We start from the raw sequence: 24,236 nt of genomic DNA, 5'->3' as shown, positions 1-24,236 counted from the left end.
TGCCAGTTGCACCGGCACGGGTGTGAGGAAGATGGTATCGACCATGTCGAGGTGATCCTGGCACCTACGTCCGCTGGCGCAACCAGCACGCCCGACCCGTCCGCGACTTCGCCGTCGGATCCAAGATCCGGCACCCGGATTATCTACCGAACGTTGCCTGATACGGCACTGGCTGCTCGAACGCCGCAAACGCGCCGAACGCGCACTCACCTCGGTCTGTTATCTGCTCTGCATCTCGACACGGCGGATGGAGACGCTGGTCGAATCGCTCAGTGTGACATGAAAGCCCGAGGTCGGGCGCGGGGGAGTACCCGCGGGAACGCTAAGACAGCAACGACCCGTTACTGCATCTCGCGGACTGCGCTCTACCGCCGACAAGACAACGGCGCAAAGTTACCTGCCCGGCTGCCTATTCGACACGTCCTACCTAGCCGGGGCAGCAGTCTCGAAGGCATCAGCATCGGTTCTCCATCAGCCGACCTTGCTGCATGGAAGCATTGTCCGAGGAATATTTCGTGGTACATTTCTGAGGGACGACTGGAGGTGGGATGGACTTCGCACAGGCCGAGACCGCCAATCCGCGGATGTTAGTGATTGCTCGCGAATCTCGGTCGATGACTCAGGCCCAGCTCGCCGCAGTGATGCAGAAGTTGGAGGGGTCTGCAAGCCGGGTCAGCCAGGGATACGTGAGCCGGGCCGAAGCCGGGCGACTAGCAGTGACTGGCGACCGGCTTGAATACTATGCACACGCCTTGGGGTACCCGATCTCACTGTTGCGCCTCACCGAACAGGGGGTAGGCGCGGGTGCCGGTCTGATTCATCACCGCAAGAAGCAAGCCGCAGCGGCCGGTGATCTGAAGCGAATTCACGCCTTACTGAATCTGACGCGGATTCAGTTGAAAGGATTGATGGCCACCGCTCCTCGTCCGGAAAACGGTGGGTTCCCTCGCTTCGCGGTCGATGATCTCAACACCCCTGCCGATGCCGCCCGCGCGGTCCGCGAGCAACTTGGCTCAGGGCATGGCCCCCTGGACTCGGTGACGGGGTTGATCGAGGCTATGGGCGCGCTGGTTGTGCGCCGCGAGCTGGTCGCACCGATGCCAACGGATTTCGGCGCAGAGACCGTTCCGATCGACGCCGTCAGCTGCAGTCCGGACGATGGATACCCACTCATGTTGCTGAACGTCGGTACTCCCGCTGAGCGGCAAAGGTTCACCCTCGCGCACGAGCTAGGTCACATGGTCATGCATCGGATCCCGCATCCGGATCAAGAGAAGCAAGCCAACAGCTTCGCCGCCGAGTTGTTGATGCCCATACGAGGCATCCGCGGTGCGTTGCAATCCCATCCACTGACTGTCGGTCGGCTGCTCGACATCAAAGAGGAGTGGAAAGTCTCGATGTGGGCGCTGCTGCGCCGTGCCCACACGCTCGGCGTCCTCAGTGATTGGCAGTACCGGACTCTCGCGGTGGAGATGTCCAGCCTCGGCTACCGAACCAGCGAGCCTAGCGCCTTGGAACCAGAGGTCCCGACCGCGGTCGATTCGATCGTCACATGGCACGTCAGTAGGGGGACCGAGGTCACAGAGTTGGCTCGGTCAGCGTTCTTGACACCAGACGAATTCGTAAGCCTCTACGCCGCAGGGCCGCTCCGCGATGCGGCTTGTTCGAAAGATCCTTGGCTTCGCAGAAGCAGCCCCACACGTCGGGAGGATGTTCGATGACGGGATCGGCTAGGTCCAATGGCCACTCTGGCGATCGGGATGGCGTGCTGCCAGAGATCGCCCACCAGACCCGGCCGAGACCAGTACCGGGGACGGTCGGAGTGCTCAACGACCGAATCATGCTGCATACCAACCGAATCACCGCACGGGCGATCGTTCCACTCCCGTCGAGCATTGCAGGATTGGTCCTGAGCGGCAAAACCGCCGCTGCCGGGATCAAAGAACTCCGGCAGAACCATCCAGATCTCGTGCTGCTCCGTGATCCCGAGGGCTACCGCCGCGCCCTGGCAACCGAAGAAGACCCGTTCGTTGTCGACGACAACACAGACAGCCAACAGCGGCTGTTTCCTATGACGTTGGAAGAATTCCTACAGGCACAACGGGACTGCGGCGCAACCCTGGCTCTCACACCCACCGGATATCTGACCGCTGGCGACAGCGACGCCCTCAGAGCCGTGGTTCGGGCAGCCGATCAGATCGAGCGAGACGATGTGCTGGTGAGCGTGCCCTTGGACATCGCATGGCTCAAGAACGACCTCATCGACCACCTCATCGCGGTCCTGGCCCGGCTCGACAAGCCTAAAGCGGTGTTCCTGGGCGGGCAGTTCGATCCGCTGGAACGCTACAAGGACGCCGTCGGGAATCTCCGGCGACTAGTGGCCGAAGTCGGCAGCACCGCCGTGCTGCGAACCGACCTCACGGGCTTCGACGTTATGAGTCATGGCGCCTTCGCAACCTCGATCGGCACCGGGGGCAGTCAGCGCCACATGGTTCCTTTCGGTCAGACGCCAAAGGCCATCCAGACAGATCAGTCACCCAGCGTGTTGTTCGAGCAGCTCATGTCCTTCTACAAGGGCTCGACACTCGCGCGTCGATTCGCCGACACACGACCACCGGTATGCCACTGCGCCTCATGCGGAGAGCGTCCGCTGGATACATTCCTCAGCAGAGACGACGCCGACGCCGCCCATCGTGTCAGCGTTCACGGAAATCCCCAGGTTGAGCTGGTTCTCGTTCACGTAATTCCCCAGGGTCGCGTTCACGTAATTCCCCATCGGGAACCCGAACGCGACCGGTTGGTCCTCGCAAGGAGTTGGCTGCTCCCATCCGATGAAGGTGATGGGAGCCAGAGTTTTGGCGAGGAGAACGTTCGACGTGGTCGATATCGTCGAGATCTTGGTTCACTGGCATGCGGGTCGTTCGCAGAGCCAGATCGCGGAAAGCCTTGGGCTGGACCGCAAAACAGTGAAGAAATACGTGGACCCGGCCGTGGCGGCCGGGCTCGCCCCGGGTGGGCCGCAGCGGTCGCCGGCGGAGTGGAACGAGCTGGTGCGGGCATGGTTCCCGCAGATCGCTGACACGAAGGTGCGGCAGATCACCTGGCCGGAGATCGAGCAGCATCGCGACTTCATCGTCGCGATGAGCAAGGCCGGAGTGACCCGGCAGACGATCTGGCAGCGGCTGCGTGACGAACACGGCCTGACCGCGTCGGTGTCGTCGTTGAAACGCTATATGGACGCCAACCTGCCCGAGGAGAACCTGCGCGGCCGGGTGACGGTGCTGCGGGAAGACCCGCCCGCAGGTGAGGAAGCGCAGATCGATTACGGGTATTTGGGTTCGTGGGCCGATCCGGTGGGTGGGAAACGCCGCCGGATCTGGGCGTTCGTGATGGTGCTGGCGACCTCGCGGTTCATGTTCGTGCGCCCGGTGCTGACCATGGATCAGCGGGCGTGGACCGAAGCGCATGTGGAGGCGTTCGCGTTCTTCGGTGGCGTCCCGAAGCGTCTGGTGCCGGACAACCTGCGCACCGGGGTCGCGCGGCCGGACCTGTATGACCCGAAGATCAACCGCTCCTATGCCGAATTGGCCCACCATTACGGCACTCTCGTCGATCCCGCTCGCCGAGGAAAGCCCAAGGACAAGCCGCGGGTGGAGCGGCCGATGCCGTATGTGCGCGATTCACTGTGGCGCGGACGGGAATGGACCTCGCTGGCGCAGATGCAGCAGGCCGCTGTCGAGTGGTGCCGGGATGTGGCCGGGCAGCGACGGTGCCGGCCGTTGGAGGGCGCGGCCCCGATGGCGGTGTTCGAGGCGGTCGAACGCGGCGCGTTGATGCCGTTGCCGGACAAGGACTTCGTGCTCGCGGACTGGTCGAGCGGCACTGTCGGCCCGGACATCCATGTCAAGGCCGGACGGACTCTGTATTCGGTGCCGTGGCGGTATATCGGCCGGAAGGTGGATGTCCGGTCGACGTATTCGATGGTGCAGATCTTCGACCGCGGCGAGTTGATCGCCACGCATGTGCGCAAACCGTTCGGCAAGCAGTCCGACCTGTCGCACTATCCGCCGGAGAAGATCGCCTTCGCGATGAAGGGCCCGGCCTGGTGCCGCCAACGAGCCCCCGAGATCGGTGAGGCAACCGTCGCGGTGGTCGCCGAATTACTCAGCGAGAACGCGCTGTTCCGGCTCCGCGCCGCCCAGGGCGTGCTCGGGTTGGCCGACCGTCACGGCGAATCCCGGCTCGAATTGGCGTGCGCCAAAGCGATCGCCGTCGGGGATCCGTCCTATCGGACCATCAAGGGCATCCTCGCCGCCGGCCTGGAAGCCGATCCGCCGCCGCCGAGCAGCGGCGATGGAGGCGCCGCGGCGTTCTTGCATGGTCCTTCGCGGCTGTTCGGGAACGTGTTGGCGCTGCCCAACCCGGACAACCCGGCCGCGATCCGCGCCACCACGAACGCCGCGATGGACACCACCGCGGCGGAGGCCGACCGCGGTGACGCGGCCGATGACGAACATGGCCAAGGGGTCTCGGCATGATCGTTGATGTCGCCCTGGAACAGGCGCTGCGACAGCTCAAGCTGTCCGGGATGTTGCAGACCCTCGAGTCCCGGCTGGCCCAGGCCCGCGCCGGCGACCTCGGGTATATCGAGTTCCTGCAGGTCTTGTGTCACGACGAGATCGCCCGCCGCGAATCACAAGCCATCGCCCGCCGCATCCGCCGCGCCCACTTCGAACAGCAGGTCACCCTCGAGGAATTCGACTTCACCGCCAGCCCGAAACTGCCCGCCGCGCAGATCCGCGATCTCGCGGCGCTGCGGTGGCTGACCGTCGGCGAGTCGGTAGTCCTCTATGGCCCGGTCGGGGTGGGCAAAACACATGTGGCACAAGGTCTCGGCCATCTGGCGATCCGCCAGGGCGCCGAAGTCCGGTTCACCAAGACCAGCCGGCTGCTGGCCACCCTCGCCGGCGGTCATGCTGACCGGACCTGGGACAAACGCCTGGCCGAATTCGTCCGGCCCGCCGTGCTGATCCTGGACGACTTCGGCATGCGCGAGCTGACCGCGCCCCAGGCCGACGACCTCTACGAACTCATCTCCGAACGATCCACCTCCGGCGGCTCGCTCGTCGTGACCTCGAACAGATCACCCGTCGACTGGTACCCACTGTTCCCCAATCCCGTTGTCGCCGAATCACTCCTGGACCGGCTCATCAACACCAGCCACCAAGTGTTCATGAACGGACCCTCCTACCGCCCGAACAAACGACCCGGTGGCAAGGGCCAACCCAAGACGCCGAAGAAGGAGGTCGGGTAGAACATCAATCAGGACCCACCACCTGCGGAATTACGTGAACACAGGCACCGGGAAATACGTGAACGCCGACACCCATCGCCACAGCCTGCACACATGGGCTTCCTGGGTGAAGGATCTGCAGGCCCAACCCACCCTGGCGCACAGGGCGCTGTGGTGGAAGAACAGATGCGCGACCGCTGCTACTCATGCTGACATCGTCAACGCTCAGATCAACCAGCCCGATGCCTTCCAGGTCTCCAAGACTTTGAAGGCGTGGGCGGAGCTGCCCCCATGGTGGTCGGTACCGGGAACTACCCGCCAAGCCCGGACCCGATGAGCTGCCGATGCAGCTCCTCAGCAAACCACCACTGACCGCACGAGAACCGGTGGCGCACGTAAGGCTGCGGGTCCACCAACATGCGCAACCCGTTGCCGTCGAAAACGCAGATTCCGATCCCGAAGAACGACGCTTGTGCCCGTGCTTCGGACAGGTCGTCCGGAACCGATCGTAACAACATCGCACGACTGCAGAACGGCGCGAATTGACCCGCCGAGCGCAAAGCGTCCTTCCAGGACCGGCCGGCCACGACGGCGAACTGCGCCGACAGCGGCGCGACAGCGCGCCTGGTGTAGTAGCTGCCATCACTGTCGAGCACACCGACCGGCGCCCGCCGCAGAAGCCGACGCTCATGATCGGTAAGGTCGGCAACAGCAACAGGCAAACCGACCGGCAACCCCATCAGCGCATCCAGCAGATCCATCTGCGTGACCGCTGCAAGACCAGCCTCCTGACGTCGTGATATTTCTGCAGTGTCCGAGCGGTAAGCGACACCGGCAGCAGTGCCGAACATCCGCACAACAGCCGTGGAACATCGCTCCAGCGCGTCAGTGGTGTGCCCAGCCTTGACGACAGCCCGTGCCGCCTCAGCCACACCAGCACGACTCACGACGCCTCCATCCCTACTTCCACCAACCCGTTGAGCAGGGGCTAGCGCTGTTCTGCACCCCATGCCCCCACCGCCTGCATAACAACGAAGTCACCACTGATCCGCCCCGGTCATGCAAGCGAACCTTGCTCAGCAGATCACGAATCGGACCGTAGTGCACGCTCGTGCCGAATGCTCGGTCTTGCTTGAGCCCGGACAGACTAACCCCTTGATTGCCAGCCCCGACCATCGCCACCCAGCCAGTTCGAGCGATCGCTATGCCGGACAGCGCGGGCGGCATCTGCCGATCCGGTGGACACCCGCCGATGCCCATCCGACCGCAACCAGGTGACCGTACCCCGTCAATGCGCACTTCAGCGCAGCGATGAGGTGGGCCGCTGCTGAGGTGTTTCGCACCCCGAGTCGACCCGATGGATCTGGCGCTGCCATCCCTACTAGTTGAGATATTTCTCGGTTTGCCCAGTGGTGGTCGTCAGCGATCAGAACGACGAGACGATGCGAGAGACTGGCAGCCGCTTTTGTCCAGGCCACTCGGACGTGCCGCAACAGTCCACGTCGTGACACTCTGCCCCTGTGAGCGGCCGGATGCCCTATCGACCTGCCCCTTGGGCGTAGCCCATCAGTGAGATGCACCGCATAGTCCGGCCGCCACCGCCACCCAGCTGTACGCGCCTATGGGTCCCTAGCTGCACTCAACGCCGAACCGGGGTTGAACAGGCCTAGCTGTTTTTCTTTGTGGTTTTCGGTTGACTCGGCGAGACCTTTGGGCGCGCAGACATCTGTTTGGTTTGGCCCCCGGATTGGAAGACCGATCCTCGCGAGTCTGCGGAGGCAGCTTGTTGCTTGCTAGCACCTCGCTTGAGATGGATGGTCATCAGGGCTCTCCTTGGTTGAGCTCAGCGGTGAAGTAGTGCTTGCGGGCGATCCACCGGAAGCCTTCGTGCAAGTTGATGGAAGCTACCTCAACCGGTCCTCCCACTGTATCGGGCCCGAGCTTGAAGCGGGTGAACCCTGTGGTGATTTCCACCATGAATCGCGCCAGCGCGATCGCATCAGGCAGCGGCATCCCCGCTGGTACTGGATCCACGGCTTGGGCCGAGAGGATCTTGTCGATCTCAGGGTGCGAAGACTTGGCGATCTTGTTCTTCAGCGCGGCTTCGAGCCGAGCGTCGTAGCCGTTGAACAATCGTTCGACTGCTGCAGGCTTGGCATAGGCGCGGAAGCCGTACTCGTCGGGCCCCAGCACAGGGGATGGCTCAGGGTGAGTCGTCGTGTCGTGAAACTTCAGCAGCCAAGCTTCGGCTTGGTCTGAGCCAGCCGAGTACCCAGCCACCAGATAGCCCATTTCTCCTGGTAGCCGGGGCAGGGCCGCTTCAGCAGTCGCATTGGCGAAAAGTTCGGCTGCCCTCTGGGCGATCTGTTCCACCGTGTAGTCGTGAGTATCGACCTCCCAGTCGGGGTGGCCAGGGTCTCGTCCCATGAGTCGAAGACGCAATGTTTTGGACAACGTTGAGATGCTGGCTGGGCCTATGTGGCCGAGCCCCCAAGTCATCGCGGCCACAGGCAAGGCTCGGTGGAGGTTGAAGATCTTGTCGGCGTTGTTGTAGACCTGCTCGCCCAAGGGATGCGCGAGGGTTGTCGCGGAGTCGGTTGACAGAACGATGCCGTCGAATACCTTGACCCAGACTGCCACTGTCACCCGGACAGTGTAGATGCCACGCCGCCGATAAGCCTCTGCGACAGAACGACTTTCGTCAACCTTCGGCCCCCCTGGCGCGACGGGGAACTAGAGTCGCTTCTATGCAGCGCCGTTCGCGATTGTGGGAGCGCTCGCCTTGGCGCGACATGGCCTTCTGCGGGTGACGTCGGATCTCGGGCGCAATGCGAATCCGGGGTGGATAGGTCGCCTCACGCAGGGGACCCATCCCTCTGGTAGACCATGCCTACCCAGCATGATGGCGCTTGTTCGGCGTGGGATCGTGGATGAGATCCACTTCCTACCTCCCCTCAGCTGGCCCTCGGATATTGCCCGGGATCGAGATCGTCCACGAGCGTCGAAAGATGTTGTCGCATGCGCTCCTTCACCGCCGCCACCACGATGCAATCCGCTCGACCACCGCCATGAATCGTCGGGTCTCCACCGGCAACCGTCGCGACACGAGGATACGATCGGATGGGTATGCAGACCGACGCGCAGGTCCTCCTGTCGCAGGACGATGCTTCGGGGAATAGTGCTGCAGTCTTTTGTCGTCGCATTGATCTTCATCCTGGTGGCACTCAACTGCACATTCGTGGCCGTGAAAGGCTTCCGAGGGGTGGTGACAAGTCCCAGTGAGGGCTACGGGAAGACTCTCCGACACCACCCTGACCGATCCGGCACGTCGCGAGAAGGCCAACGACCTCGTCGCGTGGTGTGAAACCGCGGCCGCGCTGCTGTGCCTGCCGCCGGCCGGATACGCGCTGTGGGTGGCCTCCGACCCGGACGGACGGATCCCGCTGGCCGTTCCGGTCGGCTTGGCCGTCTACGCGATCGCGGTGTTTTCCCTCGCTCAGTACCCGCTGGAGAAGATCAAGCAGTGAGCACTGCGGCCGCGGTGAGGCACCGGCCGATTCGGCCATCTTGGGCAGTTGGCCGCCCTCGCCCTCGGTATCACCGAACCGTGGCACCTGGGCCAGTCCAAATGGTGGCCAGGCGAGTCGACACGCCGCGGTGCTGCGCACCTGCGCGGCTCATCGCGACCGGATTCCCGAGCAGTTCGCCGCCCAGGCCGCTGCCCGCGGTGAGGTGATCTCGGTCCCCGACGAGCCGGTTGCGCTGCGGCCCGCCCAGGTGCAGGACTGGTATATCGAGGTGGAACGGGCCGCCGCCGAAGCACTGGCCAGTGTGGGCTACCCGATCGACAACACCTTCATCCCGGTGAACGCACCCGACGACCTGCCGAGCACCTGCCCGCACTGCGGCGGCGAACTGGCCTGGGGTATCGGCCCGCACGTCGCCGACGCCGCCGCACGCGGCAACGCCTCCGCATGGGAATGCTTGGGCTGCCGAGCCGCCGGACCCTGCAACCGACCGACCGGCCCGCACATTAGCCGCGAGCCGCAACCTCGGGAAGCGCGGGGGAGTTCACTGCCCACCTTCCTGCTGTTCTCGCAGTTGCCGGTCGGCTCGCTCGAACAGCGCCCGGACACGGGCCTCGGCCGCGGCGATCTCCTCGGCCGTGGGTTCGGCGCCCTCACCACCGCGGCGGCGGGCCGCTTCGTCTGCCTGGTAGCGAACCTCGGCCTCGGCCTCGGCCTCCAGCTGCCGTGCCGCCTCCTCCGCCCGCGCGGCAGTGGCCTCGGCTGGGTGCTCACGTTCCCAGACGACCGCGGCTCGCACGCCCTGACTTAGCAGCCGACGCAGGCACGCTGTGGCGATCCACTCCGACAGGTTCTCCCCGGCCGCCTCCCGCACGCGAGCGAACAGGGCATCGTCCATCGAAATCTCTGCTGTTGCCATGCCCGACAACGATATGCCTACTGCCGGTCGAGACACGCCGATGATCGAAGTCCTCTCCAGTCAGCCCGAACCCGCTGTGAGCACTGAACACGACTTCGAACACTCACATCCGTCGGCGCCCCGGCCTCACCCCTGACACCGGTCATCACGCGAAACCGGCAGCGACTCATCGAAATCGGCCGGTCCGTCGCAATGCCCGCCCGTCGGCCTTCTCAAAACCGCCCGATTATGAACAGTCCGCCGAGCCGGGCTCGCAAAGCGGGTTCAGGTCCAATCGAGCTGATCTTCAGAAACACCGACTTCTCGGCCATGAGCCACCGCGAGGGAACGCGCTTCGGCGTCGCCGGGGGCGTATCTGAACACACGTCCCGCGAAAACCACAAAGGTCGTGTCCGCAGTATGGAAGTCGACATACGAGGGGCCCGGCTGGAGTGCAGCGGCGAACGTTGCGGCTAGCCGTTCGGCAGCTGCGTCGGCGGCCTCGAACTCGACCAGTGTCCAGATGCCCGGTTGCTCGGGCCCCGGGGAAGCGGGCCGAATCCGTGTAATGGCGTCCACGGCGATGTCCAGATTCGGCAAAGCGGCATCAGGACGGAAACTTTCGATGATGAACACGCCACGCAGGCGGCCTTGGGAAACGTCGACCATGTCACTCAGAATGCGGAACCCAGACCAGATCAGCGATCACGCCCCACGGTGCAGAGCCTCGAGGACGGGCTGGTGGCTATGCAATTCGCCGCCGACCTCACCGACGAGGAGTACCTCGCGTTCCGCGACCGCGCCCGCACCGAGCTGGCGGACCGGATCCCGGATCCCTTGAGCGAAGTTCCATTCTGACCGGAGACCAGCTCGGCAGAAACGGACCGCGACACGACACACGGTCGGTCGCGGCGCCGGTTCAGTGGCCCAAGTTGGTCTGTCTGGTGATCATCCGACCCGCGACATAGAGGTCGCCATTGGAGTCCAGCGCGGCGATGATCTTCTTCTGATTGCCGTGGTGGGTTGTGAAGGGCCTGACCGGCTGCCAGCGGCCCCGCTCGCTGCTGACCTAGACCTGGCATTCAATCCGGCCGAGGTTTCCGGACCCCGAAAATCAGCGCCGAGAAACGTTGCGCCCAGTTTGTTTTCGCAGGTCAGTCACTGAAGGTTTGTGTCGGTGGGTGGTGGTAGATGTCCCTGCGCGTTCCGGCGAGCGCTGGGCCGGACGTAGTTCCACTTCCCCTGCTCACCACGGGCAGGGGTCGCATCGACGTTCAGGAAGGTTTCGACTTGATCGGAATTGGCGTGTTCGTGGTGATGGTGATTGTGGTGGCCAGCCTCGCAGGAGGAGCGGGATTCATAGTGGGGCGAGGCCGTGCGGCCGTCGCCGAGGAACAAGCGAGGAGCTGGCGAGAGTCGGCCGAACAGATGCGTCGCGAACGCGACGCCGCTGGTGAACAATCCCGCCAGGAGCGAGATTTCGCCGTGGAGGAGGCTCGATGTGAACGCGACGCTGCGGTGACGCAGGTGCGTGCCGAGCGCGACGTCGCGCTCGGCCAGGTTGAACGAGAGCGGGTCGACGCCGCTGATCAGCTCGCGAAGTTGCGCGGACAAATGCAGGACGAGACCACCGCGCGCACGACGGCTCAGACCGAACTCGCCGCCTTGCGGGAACGCCGTGACGAAGAGCTCGCCGCGCTGCGAGCGCGTCACGACGAGGAGCTCGCGCTGGTGCGAGGCGTGCACACCGACATGAAAGAAGTCAGCACACAGCTGACCACGGACGCGCTGAACGCGGCCGGCGCCGCACTGGTCAAGCAGTTCACCGACCTGGCGGAGCAGCGCGCGCAGGCGACCGCGCGTGAGCTCGACAAGCGGGAGAGCTCATTCGATGAGATGGTCAAGCCGGTGGTGGCGTTGATCAACAAAACAAACGCCCACATGGCCGAGGTCAGCAAGGAAAATGCCAGCGCCAAGGCCGCGCTGGGTGAGCAGCTGAAGCAGATGAGCACCGACCGGGACATGGTGCGTATGTCCAGCAATGAGGTGCTCAAGGAGATCGGACAGTTGAAAAACGTGTTCCGCAGACCCGAGGCCCGTGGTCAGTGGGGCGAGCAGACCCTGCAGGCGGTGATCGAAGCCTCCGGCATGACGAACCTGATCAACTTCGACAATCAGCCGACCTTCAACACCGACCACGGCGCCCAGCGACCGGACCTGATCGTCAACATCAGCAGCGATATGGCAGTCGTCGTCGACGCCAAGGCGTCGTTCAACGCGCTTATCGACGCTGCCGACGCGCGCGACGAAGCCGAACAGCAGCAACGGCTCGCGGCGCATGCCAAAAACGTTCGCACCCACATCGACCAGCTCGCCGCAAAGAAGTACTGGCTGCTGCCGAACAAGTCGCCGGAGTTCGTGGTGATGTTCGTGCCCTCGGACTCGTTCCTGTACGGGGCGTGGGAGCACGACCGCGGTCTGTGGGAATACGCCGCGAACAAGAAGGTCATCCTCGCCACCCCGACCAGCCTGCTGGTGATCCTGCAGTCGGCCGCGGCGGTGCTGCGCTACGACAAGGCAGCGACCAACCTGCAGTCCACCGTGGACACCTGCAAAGAGCTGGTCAAACGCCTTGCCAAACTCGCTGAGCATGTGGGGAGTCTGGGCGCGAATCTCGGCAAGACGGTGCAGAACTTCAACTCGATGGTGGGCTGTCTGGAGCATCGCGTGCTTCCCCAAGGCCGCAAGGTCAACGAGTTGCAGGGCGCGGAGACCTCGATCCGTGAGCTGGACACGGTCGATCTGACGCCGCGTCAGATCGCCGGCCCCCGAGCCGAACTCGACGGCGACAGTACGTCAGCGGCCTGACCACCTTGGTCTTGGTGGGCTGGCGATCAGCGCTTCCACGCCGCCAGCTCACCAATCGCGCGGAACCACAGTTTTTCGACCTCATCTCCGGCCTCGACTTCCCCGATTCGCGATTGCTGCCGCGCTCGTTGTCCAGGCGACTCCGCTCGTAGGAGTTGGCGCGTCTGCGGGAGTTCCGGAGATCAGCCGCTATAGCTGTGGCTGCCGGCCGTCGCCACGTTCGATGAGCATGGTCAACAAACCCGACGCAGCTCCGGCGGAGGCGTGGTCGTGGAGCGATTTGGCGTAGGGGCGGGGCGAAGGATCGGATTCGCCTCCGGACTCACCCATATTGACTGCGACTGATTGAAGGTCATCTGCAGTCACACCGCCGTTGTCGTCGACGCGACCTGTCGATGGCCTCGCCCGATGCCGGAAGTAGTCTCGGGTGTCGTCGAGTGAGACATTACCCCGCCGTTGTACTGCCCTACGTTACTGACGTTGGGGCAGGTCCTGTGAAGACTGCCGCTGAACGTCGGTTGCTGCGTGCAGAACAAACGCGTCGATCGCCGCTGTCGCCTTCTTGTACAGCACCTCATGCTCCTCGACACTTGCAGGGCTGACACCGGTTCGCTGGATAGACCGTATCGCCTCGATCGCCTCGTCCGCCAACTGCTGGAGTCGAGCATCGTTGGTAAGAAGCTTGATCCGGAATTGTTCCGACCGCAGCACCGACTTCCTTGAATACGATTCCGGCCTGGAGTTCACCTCTGCATCAGGATCCTGCCTGAGCCGGTGCCACCGTTCGATCTGATGATGGCGATACTCGTTGGCCGAAGCCGCGAAGGCGTTGTAGGCATTCAATCGGTCTTGTCGCAAGCGCTCAGAGAAGTTCTGACGGGCTGTCCTGTCAGCTGTAGCCCTCTGGAAGTAATGGGTGACAATAGATCCCAGGAGTGTCCCTGCTATGGCGATCAACGCGGTAACCACACGATCAATCTAGTGCCTCGTCCAGGCGCTGCCGCGAGCAGCGGGGCGGCGTCTGCATGCCGGGACGGGGTTTCGGAGTCTGCGGCGATCAGGGCGTGGAGTCTGCGGCCGAAGGGCTACTCGGCGGATACAATCCAGCGCAACGACTGCCGGAAGTCACCGCGTTCGCGCGATGGATGCGCTCACGGGCCGACCGCAAAAACGGACTGGAACGACAACCTCCCCCACAGGACATGCACAGTGGTGAGGATGAATTCGGTCGTGGCGTCGATGAAGCTGGCGGCGTAGGGAGCGCGGGCGAATTAGCGGACCGGTGTGTCTGCGATGGGTGGTAGCACGATTTCGCCGACGAGTCCGGAGGGTTGGACGCGGCGGGAGTTGTAGACGAAGGCGAGGCGTTCGTCGTTTTTTCCTGCGTCGCCTTCGGCGGCGTCGGAGGCGATGACGTGCCAGTGCTGGCCGAGTTGCTCCAGGAGAAAGGTGAGGGCGGTGGTGTTGCGGTGGACTTCTTGCAGGGCGATCACGTCGAGTCGGGAGATCACCTCGGCGATGAAGGTGACCGCGCGCCAGTCACGTTTGGGGGAGTCGGTGGAGGTGGCTTGCCAGGTGCGGCTGAGGTTGCCGAACATGCGCAGGTTCCAGCTGCCGATGAGGAGATTGTCAGCGGTTCCCGCGGGGATCGTGGCGGCTACAGCGGCACCCAGCTGAGACGCTTGTTGCTGAACATCGACCAGCGGCGTGCTCATAGCTATATTGCAGCACAACCCGCTGGTCCGTAATCGATACTCTGCTCAGGACACGCCTTCGCAGACCGGCTTGCCATCGGCTGAGCCGTTCGGCCCGAGTTTGTATGCCTCGCTCGGGTTCGCATACAGTTGCTTTGTAAATTACCGAGCGAACGCTCAGGTACGAATACCCCTGATCGCGGCCTCTGGACCGGTTTGCCTGGTTCAGGGGCCGCGATTGGTTATCGCCGCCAGCTATTGATCATGGGCATCGGCGTAGTCACGGACGGCTTTGAGGTCATTCCCCCAGTATGCCCCTCGTGAGGTGTCGTCCAGGGGCGATGCGAGCCTCGGAGACCAGAACCCGCCACCGCAACGCCGACCGGCGAAGATCTGGCCTCCTCAGCCAGATCTCGGCGGAGGGACCGGACACGTGAGTCCGGAGGATGAGGCGCCGAGCCGGAGGGCGGCCTGGCACTCACCGTAGAGACCTGTCGGAGATCCACGGGTGACGGGTGGAGGTTGCGGGCTGTGTCGGTGCTTGTGTGGGTCCGCGATCGAGTGGGTGGAGTTCGTTGGTGAGGGCTGTGAGCGCGTGGGCGACTTCTTCATGGGTGGCGCGGATGTAGGTCGTGGTTGATCCGGTGTCGCCGGTGGCATCGGTGTGGCCGGCGTAGGCGTGGGCGACGGCGTAGCCGAAGTTGCGTTCAACCCAGGTGAGGGTGGTGTGACGCAGCCAGTGGGCGCTGACGTTGTAGGCGGCGACCCAAGGCAGCTGTTCGCGCAGCCGGTTCCAGAGGTGGTCGTACCGGCGGGAAGTGAGGTGTCGGCCGTTGCTGTAACGCAGGACTAAAGCGTTGTCGGATCGGTCCTGGCGAGAGGCGCGGGAGGAGGGACGTTGGCGGATGTGGTCCTGCAGGTGGTGCATGAGGGTGGGGGAAATCGGTTGCCAACGTGTCGTATCGTTCTTTTCGCGGAGGTAGACCTGGCTGTAGCGGGGGTCGAGGTCTCGGATTCGAAGATTCAGTACTCCGCCTCGCCGGCAGGCGGTTTCGACGTGCAGGCGCAGGATGAGCGCGTCGAGTTCGCGGTCGTTGCCTGTGGTGGCCGCGGCATGGAAGATTTCCGACAGCTGCTGGTCGTTGAGGGCGTGGCGGCCACTCGGCGGCCGTCGGTTCTTGGGTACTCGCAGGGCCGGGTTGTCGGTGAGGTAGCCGTCGTCACAGGCGTGCCGGTACACCCGCCGGATCGCCGCGAGCATGTGCTCGTAGGCACTGTGTCCGCCGCGAGAGTTGCGCCGCACCACAGCATGTTTCTTCGCATGTTCGGCCAATGCCCGAATCTCGAGGGCGCTGGGCTCGGTGATCAACCGGCTGCCCCACACCTCGACAAGCCGCTTCCAATACGGCCCGTAGTTGCGTAACGAGCCCGGGGAAGCCGCCGCCTCGACCAACGCAACGTAGGCAGCGAATGTCGGAATCGTCCTCGACCCCGGTGCACCGGCAAGCCTCGCCTGAGTCGAGGACGGTTTCTCGGCAGGTGCCGATCCGGTTGCGTCCGTGATGTCCAGCAGTTGTTCGGGACGGATGCCGAGTTGGTCGAGAAGCACGCGGGCGGCGGCAACCGCAGACTCGTCTTTCACCGCGACTCCTCTGCGGTGTGTCGGTGGTGGGCGGTGAGGATGGCTGTGAGCACGTGCGGGGGATAGAGCCGCACTGATGACCGGCTCACGGACCCGACCATCAGGACCTGATCGCCGGGGTGCAGCAGACATCCGCGGCGTATGTCGGCTGAGAGAAAGATCCAGCCGTCGCGCAGTGCCGCCGATCGTGGCGTCGATCCGGGCGTGAGCACGACTGCGCCGGCATCGGTATCCACCGCGAGAGTTCGCAGATCCGACCAGCCCAGCTCGTCGGTGATTCGTTTCAAGCACAAGCGGCCGTGGTGGGTCATGGCCGACACGGCGTAGTGTTCGCGCTCGCCGCGAATAGGCGACAGCACAGCCAGATCCGGCAACGGGAGCGCCGGGATCGTTGCGGGAACCGCCGCAGCGGTTGTCCCCGCGGGCCGGGTAATCGGTGTCATACGACTCCCGCCGGGCCGGCGCCAATGACCTGCATCTCGAGCTCCGATCTCTTCGTTGAAAACGGACGTGCATTCACTGCAAGGTTGCCGAGAAGTGGTTCTGACACGGTGTCGTGCTGAGGAAGCGGCGAGCGGATGCGCTTCGTGTGATGGGTCGCATCGTCGCGGACCAGGATTATAGGACGTTTATCCATGGGATGGTAGTGCATAGGACGATTACGCTCTGGATCAATGCGCGTGGGACGTATGTGCTTGGGCCGACATGTCCAGTCCAGGCAAGCCCGCGCTCAATCCGACCGCTGCGGCGTTCGGAGCACGCGTGCGTGCCCGCCGGACCGAACTCGGCTGGAGCCAAGAAGCTGCCGCGCATGCGTGCGGAGTCCACTGGACCTACCTCGGGCAAGTCGAACGCGGGCAACGCAGTCCGCGGGTAGAGAACATCATGAAGTTTGCTGCCGGTCTGCAGACGACGCCGGGACAGTTGATGGACGATCTTCCTGTCCCGGCGGACTTGGTGTAGGCAGTCTCGACAGGGGCAGACGTGTGGCGAAAGGGACAGTGCAGCCACCGAATTGACCCATCGGAGAGTGCGCGGTGCGAACGGTTGGGTTCGAGTCGTCCGGTACTAGTCTGTTCTGGTTGCTGACAGCGCAGGACCCTTGCAGCACCGCGGCAAAGCCGTCCCCCCGGCGTCCTGTACTTATAGCTGGTAGCAGTCGTACGCAGCTCGCGCCGTTCACACCTGTCGGCCGGCCCGACTGATAATCTCGGGCACTCACCTAGAACGGACCTCGGCGCGATCATTGGGAGCACAGCCATCAACGGGAACTCGACAGGTCCGCGGCATTCGGATGTTCGGCTGATCGTGGCCGCCGGTGGTACCGGTGGCCATATATATCCCGCGGTCACCACAGTTCGAGCGCTGCGTGAGGAACTGGCCGACAGCGGGCGTCGGCTCGAGGTGCTGTGGGTCGGGCAGGGCGGCGGGTTGGAGTCAAGGGTCGCGGCTGGCGAGAGTATCCGATTCACTGCGGTGGCGACCGGCAAGGTTCGTCGCGCGGCCAACCCTTTGAAGATGATTACTCGCGCCAACGCTATGGACATGCTGCACATCCCACTCGGTATCGCCCAGGCTTGGCGCACGGTGGGCCGGTTCCGACCGGATGTGGTGCTCGCGACCGGCGGTTACGTCACCGTGCCGATCGGGTTGGCGGCCTGGCTGCGGCGTCGGCCGCTGGTGGTGCACGAGCAGACTGTCCGTTTGGGCCTGGCCAATCGGGTGCTGGCCCGTCTTGCGACTCGCGTGGCACTGTCGTCGGAGTCCAGTCTGGCGCTGCTGCCCCACCGCGCTGCGGCGAAGTCCATGGTCACTGGTAACCCTGTTCGGCCGGAGTTGTTCGACGGCGACGCTGACAAAGCTGTCGCCGCTCTAGGCGCTGACGGTTTCGACCGCAGCTTGCCGACCGTCTATGTCACTGGAGGTGCCCAAGGCGCGGTCCAGATCAACCGTGTCGTGCGGGAGCTGTTGCCGTGGCTGCTCCAGCGAGCCAACGTGATCCATCAATGCGGCAAGACATCGATCATCGAACTCCGCGAACACGCCGCTACCCTCGACGCAGCGTTGCGCGGACGGTATGTGGTTACCGACTTCATCGGCCCGGAGTTGGCGGATGTGTTCGCGTTGGCTGATGTGGTCATCTCGCGCAGCGGCGCGGGCACCATCGCGGAGCTCACCGCGCTGGGGAAGGCATCGGTGTTGATCCCTTTGGCGTCCTCGGCGGGCAACGAGCAAACCCACAACGCCACCACCCTCGCCGAACATACAGCGGCGGTCGCGCTGCTCGGGGACGTCTCAGCGCAGGCCTTGCGCGAAGCGATCGAACCGCTGCTCGGCGACCCTGGCCGCCGAGCAGCGATAGCCGCGCGTGCCCGCGAGCACGGGCGACCCGACGCAGCTGCGGCGCTGACAAACCTGCTGATCTCCGTCGCCGGTCAAGACCGCTGACAGGTGGTGATCGCATCCCGGAGTACCACGACCACCTGGGCGACGTCCGGTTCGGTCATAGCCGGATGGAACGGCAGGCTCATGATCTCGCGGGCTGTCGCCTCGGTGACCGGCAGCGGTCGCGACCATCGGGTGAATGCTGGCTGGTTGTGGTTGGGCGGGTAATGCACCCCGACACCGATCCCGCGGTCACGCATGAACGCGAACACGCTGTCGCGGTTGGCGACTCGTACCACGCAGTTGAACGGCACACTGTGCTGCACGTCGACGTCGACCAATCTCACGCCGTCCACGTCCGCCAGCGCGCGGGCATAGGCACGCCACAGCGTTTTGCGGGTGGTTTCGATCGAGTCGAAACGGGCTAGTTGCGCGCTCCCGATGACCGCGTGCAGCGCTGAGAGGTGGTAGCGCAACCCGAAGCTGTCGACGTGGTAGGTGGTCGAGCGGATACGGGCGGCTTGAGACTGGCTGACCCCGAGTAGCCGCAGGGTGCGTGCTCGATCGGCTTGCTCACGTGTGCGGGGAATTAAGGCGCCGCCTTCGCCGCAGGTCAAGTTCTTGATCGGTCCGAAGGAGAACGCTGTCAGCGTGCCGGTGGCGCCGACCCGGACCGGGCCGAGGCGGGAGCCGAAGGCGTGCGCGGCGTCCTCGACCACCGTGATACCTCGCTCAGATAACTCTGAGCGCAGGTCGCTGAGGTCGATCGCGCGGCCGCCGTAGAGGACGGGCACTACCGCGCGGGTGCGGGGGGTGATCGCTTCGCGCACTGTGGTGCTGGTGACGCACAGTGTGGTGGCGTCGATGTCGGCGAAACGGGGCTGCGCTCCGGTCATCAGAATCGCATGCACGGTGGCGCAGAACGTCTGTGACGGCACCACAACCTCATCACCGGGCCCTACACCGGCCAGCAGCAGCCCGAGATGAAGTGCGGCGGTGCACGAGGAAACCGCAACCACCTGCGGTACACCCAGGAACTGCGCCAGTTCGGACTCGAATATTTCGGTCGCGGTGTTGTGGCCGTATTGCCCGGCCCGCAGCGCCTCGGCCACCGCAGCGAACTCCGTGCCGTGCAGGAATGGGCTGGCGTTCCTGCTCACAGGGTCGATATTCGTCATCGTCACTCCTTCCGGGACCCACTCGGAACACCGATGGGTCCGGTTGAGTTGATTGGCACCAGCTGGGGGTGTTCGGTGACCGCGAGGGTTGTGGTGGCTTTGGTCAGCTGAACGCCAGGCCTGTAGGTCAACCGATCGTGGTCGATGCGGCGTTGCCCCAGTCCCGCCAGTGTCTGGCCGACCAGGTCCGCGCCAGCCGCTTCGGCGAGCAGGAACCCTCCCGCGATCCGGGCATTCATCTCGGTGATGACCACCCGCTCACCGCCGCCGTCAACCAAAAACCCTTGGACGCAGCACAGTCCGGACGCTCGGACCGTCTGCAACGTCTCGATCACTCGGTCGTGCGATCGGTGGTCGTGGAAGGTTTCACTGACCATCGATAGTCCGCCTTTGGTGAGCAGTCGATACCGCAGGACGGCCGATGCTCGGCCATCGCGGTCGACCACGCAGTCCGCGGTGAACTCGCGCCCCTTGAGTTTGGTTTGAATGATGGGATCGGGCACCAGCTCGCACAGCAGGCGGGCTTGCTCGCGCGTCGAGCAGAACAGCACGTTCTTCGAGCCCTGACCGCGCCGCGGCTTCACGACCAACGCGACCCCGTCCGGTACCTTGTCGATCTGCGAGGGCAGCCAACTGGCCGGAGTGGGAATGTTGTGGTCGGTCAGTAGTCGATGGAACAGCGCCTTGTCCAGACACGCCTGGACCGCGGGCCGCGAGGGAAGCCACGTTCGCACCCCGGCCTTCTCCAGTGCGCTGCTCATGGCAAGCAGGTGGGGGAGTTCGGATTCGACGGTCGGCCACAGCCCGTCCGGTCGAGTTTCCCGGCACAGCGCGAGCATCTCGTCGGGGTAGTCGTCTGCTGTGGCCGGTGGCGTCAGTCGCGGGGTGACGCCGGGCAGCAGGAGACCGTTGGCGAGTGGATCGGAGTCGGTGGCGATGACGTCACAGCCGAGTTCGAGCAGTCGGCGCGTCAGGTCGAAGCCGGGCTGGCCACCGACGCCGGTGACCAGAACACGCTGTGTCATCTCACTGACCGCCCGCCGCGTCGAGTGTGGTCGCCGCGATCGGCGCCGATGGCTCCCGGGGCAGTTGCGCCCACCGGGTGGGGTTGTCGCGATACCAGCGGACGGTATCGGCCAGTGCCTGCTCGAACGCGCGCGTGGGCTGGTAGCCGAGCGCGGCGATCTTCGACCAATCCATCGCGTAGCGGCGGTCGTTGCTACGCCGATCCGGGATGTTGCGGACACGGTCCCACCCCAAGCCGAGTTCGGCGAGGATCCGGTCGGTCAGTTCATGGTTGGTCAGATCGGTGCCGCCGCCGACGTTGTACACCTCGCCCGGCACCCCTTCCCGCAGCACGAGCTCCAGGCCGTGACAGTTGTCCTCGACCGGCAACCAGTTGCGGACATGCCCGCCGTCACCGTGCAACGTCACCGCCTCGCCCGCGAGCAGACGGATGATGAACAGAGGAATGATCTTCTCCGGATACTGTCCCGGACCGAAGTTGTTGCTGGAGCGAGTGATACATACCGGGACACCGAAGGTGCGGTGATACGACATCGCCACCAGATCCGACGCCGCCTTCGACGCGGCATAGGGCACTGTCGGCTGGAGCGGGTACTGCTCGGTCGCCGCGCCGGAGGCCAGCGGCCCGTACACCTCATCGGTGGAGACGTGCACGAACTTACCGATCCCGTGCCGCATCGCGGCCTCCAGCAGCACCTGCGTGCCCGACACGTTGGTGGTCAGGAAGTTGCCTGCTTGGTAGAAGCTGCGGTCCACGTGCGACTCGGCGGCCAGATGAATCACCGCGGTGTGTGTGCGCATCAGGGAGTCGACCAACCGCGCGTCGAGAATGTTGCCCTCCACGAACCGCAGCCGCGGCGAGCCGAGGACATCTGCCAGATTGGCCCGGTGGCCGGCGTAGGTCAGCGCGTCGAGGACCGTCACCTCGAACCCGGACTCCGGCCGCAGCAGCCGACGCACCACATGCGAGCCGATGAAGCCCGCCCCACCAGTGACGAGTACCTTGTTCATCCGCTACCCCTTCTGAAATGCTCGCCCGCTGAGCGTGTTTCAGCCGTAGCGCCACCGTGGTCGACGGTGGCTGAACGGCTGCGGGCGTGGGTTCAGTGAATCGGTGGCGCTGGGGGTGAGGGAATGCTGAACTGGACTCACTCACGGTTCATTCCATTCACGCGATCACACCGCAGTCGGGGGCACGAGGGTTGAACACACCACAGCGACAGCAGAGCATCGGCGTCGACCAGGCCGCCGAAGCCTTCGCCGCCGAAGTCGCCTACTGGCGCGACGTCAAAGGGTTGGCGAAGAAGGCCCTCGCCGCGAGGATGGGTTTCGACGCCTCCTATGTCAGCCACATCGAATCCGGACGCCACCGGCCCACCGAGGACTTCGCCCGCCGCGCCGACGAAGCCCTCGAGTCAGGCACCGCGATCTGGAAACGCTGGCGCGACTACGAGACCGCCAAACTCCACGCATCCAAACCCGCACCGACCACCACGCCAGGCTCGTCGAGCCAGTACCCCGGAACCGATCTCGTCGTCGAGCACGACGCTGCTCGTCTCGACTACGACGGCACCGCCTACCGGCTCACGATGCGCCGGCTGCTGCGCAACATCGGAGTCGAGCCGATCACCCGCTTCCTCATCCGCATCAGCGTCGACCGGTACCCAGGCGAGCCTGAACGGTCCAAGCAGCACTATCGGCACAATCCACTGACCTGGAACGAACTGGATTTGACGGCGGCATGCCAGGGGGAGCCGATGCGGTGGGAGGCCAAACACGACCATGACGCTTTCAAAGAGGTGTGGCTGCTGTTCGAAAACGACAACGCCCGATTCCCGCTGTATCCGGGCGATTCGGTGTGGATCGACTACGTCTACTGTGTCGGCGACACCAAATGGGGCCGCTGGTTCCAGCGGGCCGTCCGCCTGCCCACCGAGCGACTGGAGGTCACCCTGGCATTCCCTGCCGTGCTCGACCCCGCCGTGTGGGGTATCGAAACATCGATGACCGCCGACGCCAGACCACTACCCACCGCACCGGCCAGACACGACGACAACGACACCGCGATCTTCACCTGGAACACCACCCGGCCACCGCTACACACCCGATACCGGATGGAATGGCGATTCCGATCCTCACCAGAGGCAACCACGCAGGGAAGGAAGCAACCGTGATCGAAACCAAACCCAGCGACGCCATGCGCGGCATCGGAATCGTCCAATCCGACACCCCCATACTCCACCAGCCCAGCCAGCCACTGAACCTCCCTACCGAGCACGACCTCGCGACCGCGATCGTCAACGACCTCATCGCCGCCATGCACCGCGCCCGCCGCGTACACAACTTCGCCAAAGGCATGGGACTCGCCGCGCCACAGCTCGGGATCGGTCGCAGAGTCGCCGTCGTCCAGCCGCCCGAACCGAACACCGAAAAGATCACGCTTCTCAACCCCACCATCGTCGCTCACTCCGACGACCAAGACGAGCAATACGAAGGCTGCCTCAGCTTCTTCGACGTCCGCGGAAAAGTACCGCGGCCCCTGCGAATCGAGGTCGAAACGACCTCATACAGCGGCGAACTCAGTCGGCAGCAATATCAGGACGGTCTCGCCCGCCTCATCCAGCACGAAATCGACCACCTCGACGGCATCCTCTACACAGCACGCATGAAACCCGAAGCGCAACCGATACCGGTCGAGCAATACCGCCTGACCGGCCGGAGCTGGAGCTACGAGTAGAGCGCGAATTCCCAATCACCGCAACGGATCACGACCGGCCGCGCGCCCTCGAGAACAATCGCGATTCCGCAGCCGGGTCGGGCTCGGCGACAAGGCTGACACCGAGAATAACCGCGCGTGGAGTCGATCTACCCCCGCGTGGGGCCTGCTGCTAATCCCGAAGACTGTACCAGCAGACGTGGTTTGGAGGCCGAGCCGAGCACGCCGCCAACGGTGTCCGCGCCGTGAGAAAGACAGCCCTCGGCAACCACAGGCCGAGATCGAACGGACGCCGTCAGCGACCACCTCGCCCGGATCAACTGTTTGCGCGCAGGGATGCTCACGCAGTAGAGGAGGTATCAGGTCAGTGTGCCTGAAACTTGCAATTCCTCGCTCAGTCGCTGCAGATTTTTGCGCAACCTAGGAGATCTCTCACTTTCCGCAGCTGTCGCGAGTTCGCGCCAACGTAGCTTTCCGGCAGCCACCGCTTTGCCAACTGCATCTGCGAGCGCGGACCACCCCTCATCGACAGTCGTCTCCCAGTCACCACGCAGCAGCTCGAGTGCGGCGATCTCCAACGACGTCAACGCCAGCCGCTTGAGGTTGCCGCGCGTGGACACCTTCATCCCGGGCACCGCTGACGGCACTGGCCCGGTCACGACCATGGTCGGCTCAGCAGGGACCTGGGTGGTTAACCCAAGCGCACGCGCTGCGGAGAATCCTGTCGGCCCGGCGCCGGTAGTACCCAGCACCTCCACGGCGATGACCTCTGCAGACGGCCGGGTTGTGCCGTAACGGGTCTTAGCGCCCTTGAAGTACAGGCCCCTGCGGATACGTACCAGCTCTCCACGCTGGTATGCGCGCTTGACTGCTGAGGTGGCAGCAGCCGAAGTCCCCGGCAGGCGATTCGTATGCACGAAACTGCCGACCGGCGCTGTCACCAACGCCTTACTGGCGTCACCTATCGCCGCTCGCATGACATGAAACTGTATCGAAAACATGTCACGAT

The 24,236-nt window shown here is 64.3% G+C and carries 20 protein-coding genes and 3 pseudogenes; 11 read left to right on the top strand and 12 right to left on the bottom strand.

Annotation, left to right across the window (positions count from 1 at the left end; genetic code table 11):
• Positions 1-169: 169 nt before the first annotated feature.
• The 4 genes and pseudogenes from ACIA5H_RS35250 to istB all read left to right on the top strand — a co-directional run.
• Positions 170-280, top strand: a pseudogene (locus ACIA5H_RS35250) (transposase); the annotation flags it as partial.
• A 268-nt stretch (positions 281-548) separates the two neighbouring features.
• Positions 549-1,721, top strand: coding sequence for an ImmA/IrrE family metallo-endopeptidase (locus tag ACIA5H_RS35245; protein ID WP_397080396.1), 1,173 nt, complete (start codon positions 549-551; stop codon positions 1,719-1,721).
• Between the two features lie 1,155 nt (positions 1,722-2,876).
• A pseudogene (gene istA, locus ACIA5H_RS35240) lies at positions 2,877-4,391 on the top strand (IS21 family transposase); the annotation flags it as partial.
• A gap of 143 nt (positions 4,392-4,534) precedes the next feature.
• Positions 4,535-5,314, top strand: a complete 780-nt coding sequence (gene istB, locus ACIA5H_RS35235; RefSeq protein WP_397080394.1) for an IS21-like element helper ATPase IstB — start codon at positions 4,535-4,537, stop codon at positions 5,312-5,314.
• 290 nt (positions 5,315-5,604) lie between these two features.
• Here istB and ACIA5H_RS35230 read toward each other — a convergent pair whose 3' ends face one another.
• Both ACIA5H_RS35230 and ACIA5H_RS35225 read right to left on the bottom strand, forming a co-directional pair.
• Positions 5,605-6,240, bottom strand: a complete 636-nt coding sequence (locus tag ACIA5H_RS35230; RefSeq protein ID WP_397080392.1) for a hypothetical protein — start codon at positions 6,238-6,240, stop codon at positions 5,605-5,607.
• A gap of 874 nt (positions 6,241-7,114) precedes the next feature.
• Positions 7,115-7,939, bottom strand: a complete 825-nt coding sequence (locus ACIA5H_RS35225) for a hypothetical protein (RefSeq protein WP_397080390.1) — start codon at positions 7,937-7,939, stop codon at positions 7,115-7,117.
• Between the two features lie 632 nt (positions 7,940-8,571).
• Here ACIA5H_RS35225 and ACIA5H_RS35220 point away from each other — a divergent pair.
• A complete protein-coding gene (locus tag ACIA5H_RS35220) occupies positions 8,572-8,820 on the top strand; it encodes a hypothetical protein (protein ID WP_397080388.1) in 249 nt (82 codons plus the stop codon).
• 130 nt (positions 8,821-8,950) lie between these two features.
• Entirely contained in the window at positions 8,951-9,631 is a 681-nt protein-coding gene (locus ACIA5H_RS35215) for a hypothetical protein (RefSeq protein ID WP_397080386.1), read from the top strand.
• Positions 9,632-10,003: 372 nt separating this feature from the next.
• Here the strand turns inward: ACIA5H_RS35215 and ACIA5H_RS35210 are convergent, their stop codons facing one another.
• Positions 10,004-10,387, bottom strand: a complete 384-nt coding sequence (locus tag ACIA5H_RS35210) for a hypothetical protein (RefSeq protein WP_397080384.1) — start codon at positions 10,385-10,387, stop codon at positions 10,004-10,006.
• A gap of 250 nt (positions 10,388-10,637) precedes the next feature.
• Positions 10,638-10,736, bottom strand: a pseudogene (locus tag ACIA5H_RS35205) (DUF6342 family protein); the annotation flags it as partial.
• 173 nt (positions 10,737-10,909) lie between these two features.
• Between ACIA5H_RS35205 and rmuC the strand changes: the two are divergent.
• A complete protein-coding gene (gene rmuC, locus ACIA5H_RS35200; protein WP_397080382.1) occupies positions 10,910-12,586 on the top strand; it encodes a DNA recombination protein RmuC in 1,677 nt (558 codons plus the stop codon).
• 471 nt (positions 12,587-13,057) lie between these two features.
• Here the strand turns inward: rmuC and ACIA5H_RS35195 are convergent, their stop codons facing one another.
• The 4 genes from ACIA5H_RS35195 to ACIA5H_RS35180 form a co-directional block, all read right to left on the bottom strand.
• Positions 13,058-13,555 carry a hypothetical protein gene (locus ACIA5H_RS35195; protein ID WP_397080380.1) on the bottom strand — a complete coding sequence of 166 codons (498 nt, stop codon included), beginning with the start codon at positions 13,553-13,555 and terminating at the stop codon, positions 13,058-13,060.
• A gap of 302 nt (positions 13,556-13,857) precedes the next feature.
• Entirely contained in the window at positions 13,858-14,301 is a 444-nt protein-coding gene (locus ACIA5H_RS35190; protein WP_397080378.1) for a hypothetical protein, read from the bottom strand.
• A gap of 457 nt (positions 14,302-14,758) precedes the next feature.
• Positions 14,759-15,922: a tyrosine-type recombinase/integrase gene (locus tag ACIA5H_RS35185; protein WP_397080376.1), complete on the bottom strand. Its 1,164-nt coding sequence runs from the start codon at positions 15,920-15,922 to the stop codon at positions 14,759-14,761.
• The gene (locus tag ACIA5H_RS35180; RefSeq protein ID WP_397080374.1) at positions 15,919-16,365 is read right to left on the bottom strand and encodes a hypothetical protein; all 447 of its coding nucleotides are present in this window, start codon (positions 16,363-16,365) and stop codon (positions 15,919-15,921) included. Before ACIA5H_RS35180 ends, ACIA5H_RS35185 begins: the two co-directional genes overlap by 4 nt.
• Positions 16,366-16,627: 262 nt before the next feature.
• Here ACIA5H_RS35180 and ACIA5H_RS35175 point away from each other — a divergent pair, with 262 nt between their 5' ends.
• Together ACIA5H_RS35175 and ACIA5H_RS35170 are read left to right on the top strand one after the other, a co-directional pair.
• A complete protein-coding gene (locus ACIA5H_RS35175; RefSeq protein WP_356966314.1) occupies positions 16,628-16,885 on the top strand; it encodes a helix-turn-helix transcriptional regulator in 258 nt (85 codons plus the stop codon).
• Between the two features lie 345 nt (positions 16,886-17,230).
• Positions 17,231-18,370 carry a UDP-N-acetylglucosamine--N-acetylmuramyl-(pentapeptide) pyrophosphoryl-undecaprenol N-acetylglucosamine transferase gene (locus ACIA5H_RS35170; RefSeq protein WP_397080372.1) on the top strand — a complete coding sequence of 380 codons (1,140 nt, stop codon included), beginning with the start codon at positions 17,231-17,233 and terminating at the stop codon, positions 18,368-18,370.
• Here ACIA5H_RS35170 and ACIA5H_RS35165 read toward each other — a convergent pair.
• Genes ACIA5H_RS35165 through rfbB form a run of 3 tightly spaced genes read right to left on the bottom strand, consistent with a single transcriptional unit; the run spans position 18,358 to position 21,522 of the window.
• Complete coding sequence (locus tag ACIA5H_RS35165; RefSeq protein WP_397080370.1) at positions 18,358-19,485, bottom strand: DegT/DnrJ/EryC1/StrS family aminotransferase; 1,128 nt, start codon at positions 19,483-19,485, stop codon at positions 18,358-18,360. The two genes, ACIA5H_RS35170 and ACIA5H_RS35165, sit on opposite strands and share 13 nt — an antisense overlap.
• Positions 19,486-19,487: 2 nt before the next feature.
• Positions 19,488-20,510 carry an ATP-grasp domain-containing protein gene (locus ACIA5H_RS35160; RefSeq protein ID WP_397080368.1) on the bottom strand — a complete coding sequence of 341 codons (1,023 nt, stop codon included), beginning with the start codon at positions 20,508-20,510 and terminating at the stop codon, positions 19,488-19,490.
• Between the two features lies 1 nt (position 20,511).
• A complete protein-coding gene (gene rfbB / locus ACIA5H_RS35155; RefSeq protein ID WP_397080366.1) occupies positions 20,512-21,522 on the bottom strand; it encodes a dTDP-glucose 4,6-dehydratase in 1,011 nt (336 codons plus the stop codon).
• 191 nt (positions 21,523-21,713) lie between these two features.
• On the opposite strand from rfbB, the gene ACIA5H_RS35150 reads away from it, so the two are divergent.
• Positions 21,714-22,685 carry a multiprotein-bridging factor 1 family protein gene (locus ACIA5H_RS35150; protein ID WP_397080364.1) on the top strand — a complete coding sequence of 324 codons (972 nt, stop codon included), beginning with the start codon at positions 21,714-21,716 and terminating at the stop codon, positions 22,683-22,685.
• On the top strand, positions 22,682-23,248 hold the full coding sequence (def, locus tag ACIA5H_RS35145) for a peptide deformylase (protein WP_397080362.1): 567 nt from the start codon (positions 22,682-22,684) through the stop codon (positions 23,246-23,248). The genes ACIA5H_RS35150 and def overlap by 4 nt, the downstream gene beginning before the upstream one ends.
• Positions 23,249-23,586: 338 nt before the next feature.
• Here the strand turns inward: def and ACIA5H_RS35140 are convergent, their stop codons facing one another.
• A complete protein-coding gene (locus tag ACIA5H_RS35140) occupies positions 23,587-24,228 on the bottom strand; it encodes a DUF6088 family protein (RefSeq protein ID WP_397080360.1) in 642 nt (213 codons plus the stop codon).
• Positions 24,229-24,236: the final 8 nt, after the last annotated feature.

The sequence above is a fragment of the Nocardia sp. NPDC051900 genome (assembly GCF_044452545.1).
GTDB classification, from domain to species: Bacteria; Actinomycetota; Actinomycetes; order Mycobacteriales; family Mycobacteriaceae; genus Nocardia; species Nocardia sichangensis.
This window is presented reverse-complemented; position numbering and strand designations above follow the sequence as displayed.

What these genes read in the sequence shown, in the direction of transcription:
- ACIA5H_RS35165 (WP_397080370.1), bottom strand. Translation starts at nt 19,485, where the DNA reads ATGACGAATATCGACCCTGTGAGCAGGAACGCCAGCCCATTCCTGCAC.
- ACIA5H_RS35180 (WP_397080374.1), bottom strand. Translation starts at nt 16,365, where the DNA reads ATGACACCGATTACCCGGCCCGCGGGGACAACCGCTGCGGCGGTTCCC.
- ACIA5H_RS35210 (WP_397080384.1), bottom strand. Translation starts at nt 10,387, where the DNA reads ATGGTCGACGTTTCCCAAGGCCGCCTGCGTGGCGTGTTCATCATCGAA.
- rfbB (WP_397080366.1), bottom strand. Translation starts at nt 21,522, where the DNA reads ATGAACAAGGTACTCGTCACTGGTGGGGCGGGCTTCATCGGCTCGCAT.
- rmuC (WP_397080382.1), top strand. Translation starts at nt 10,910, where the DNA reads ATGTCCCTGCGCGTTCCGGCGAGCGCTGGGCCGGACGTAGTTCCACTT.
- ACIA5H_RS35175 (WP_356966314.1), top strand. Translation starts at nt 16,628, where the DNA reads ATGTCCAGTCCAGGCAAGCCCGCGCTCAATCCGACCGCTGCGGCGTTC.
- ACIA5H_RS35160 (WP_397080368.1), bottom strand. Translation starts at nt 20,510, where the DNA reads ATGACACAGCGTGTTCTGGTCACCGGCGTCGGTGGCCAGCCCGGCTTC.
- istB (WP_397080394.1), top strand. Translation starts at nt 4,535, where the DNA reads ATGATCGTTGATGTCGCCCTGGAACAGGCGCTGCGACAGCTCAAGCTG.
- ACIA5H_RS35140 (WP_397080360.1), bottom strand. Translation starts at nt 24,228, where the DNA reads ATGTTTTCGATACAGTTTCATGTCATGCGAGCGGCGATAGGTGACGCC.
- ACIA5H_RS35245 (WP_397080396.1), top strand. Translation starts at nt 549, where the DNA reads ATGGACTTCGCACAGGCCGAGACCGCCAATCCGCGGATGTTAGTGATT.
- ACIA5H_RS35190 (WP_397080378.1), bottom strand. Translation starts at nt 14,301, where the DNA reads ATGAGCACGCCGCTGGTCGATGTTCAGCAACAAGCGTCTCAGCTGGGT.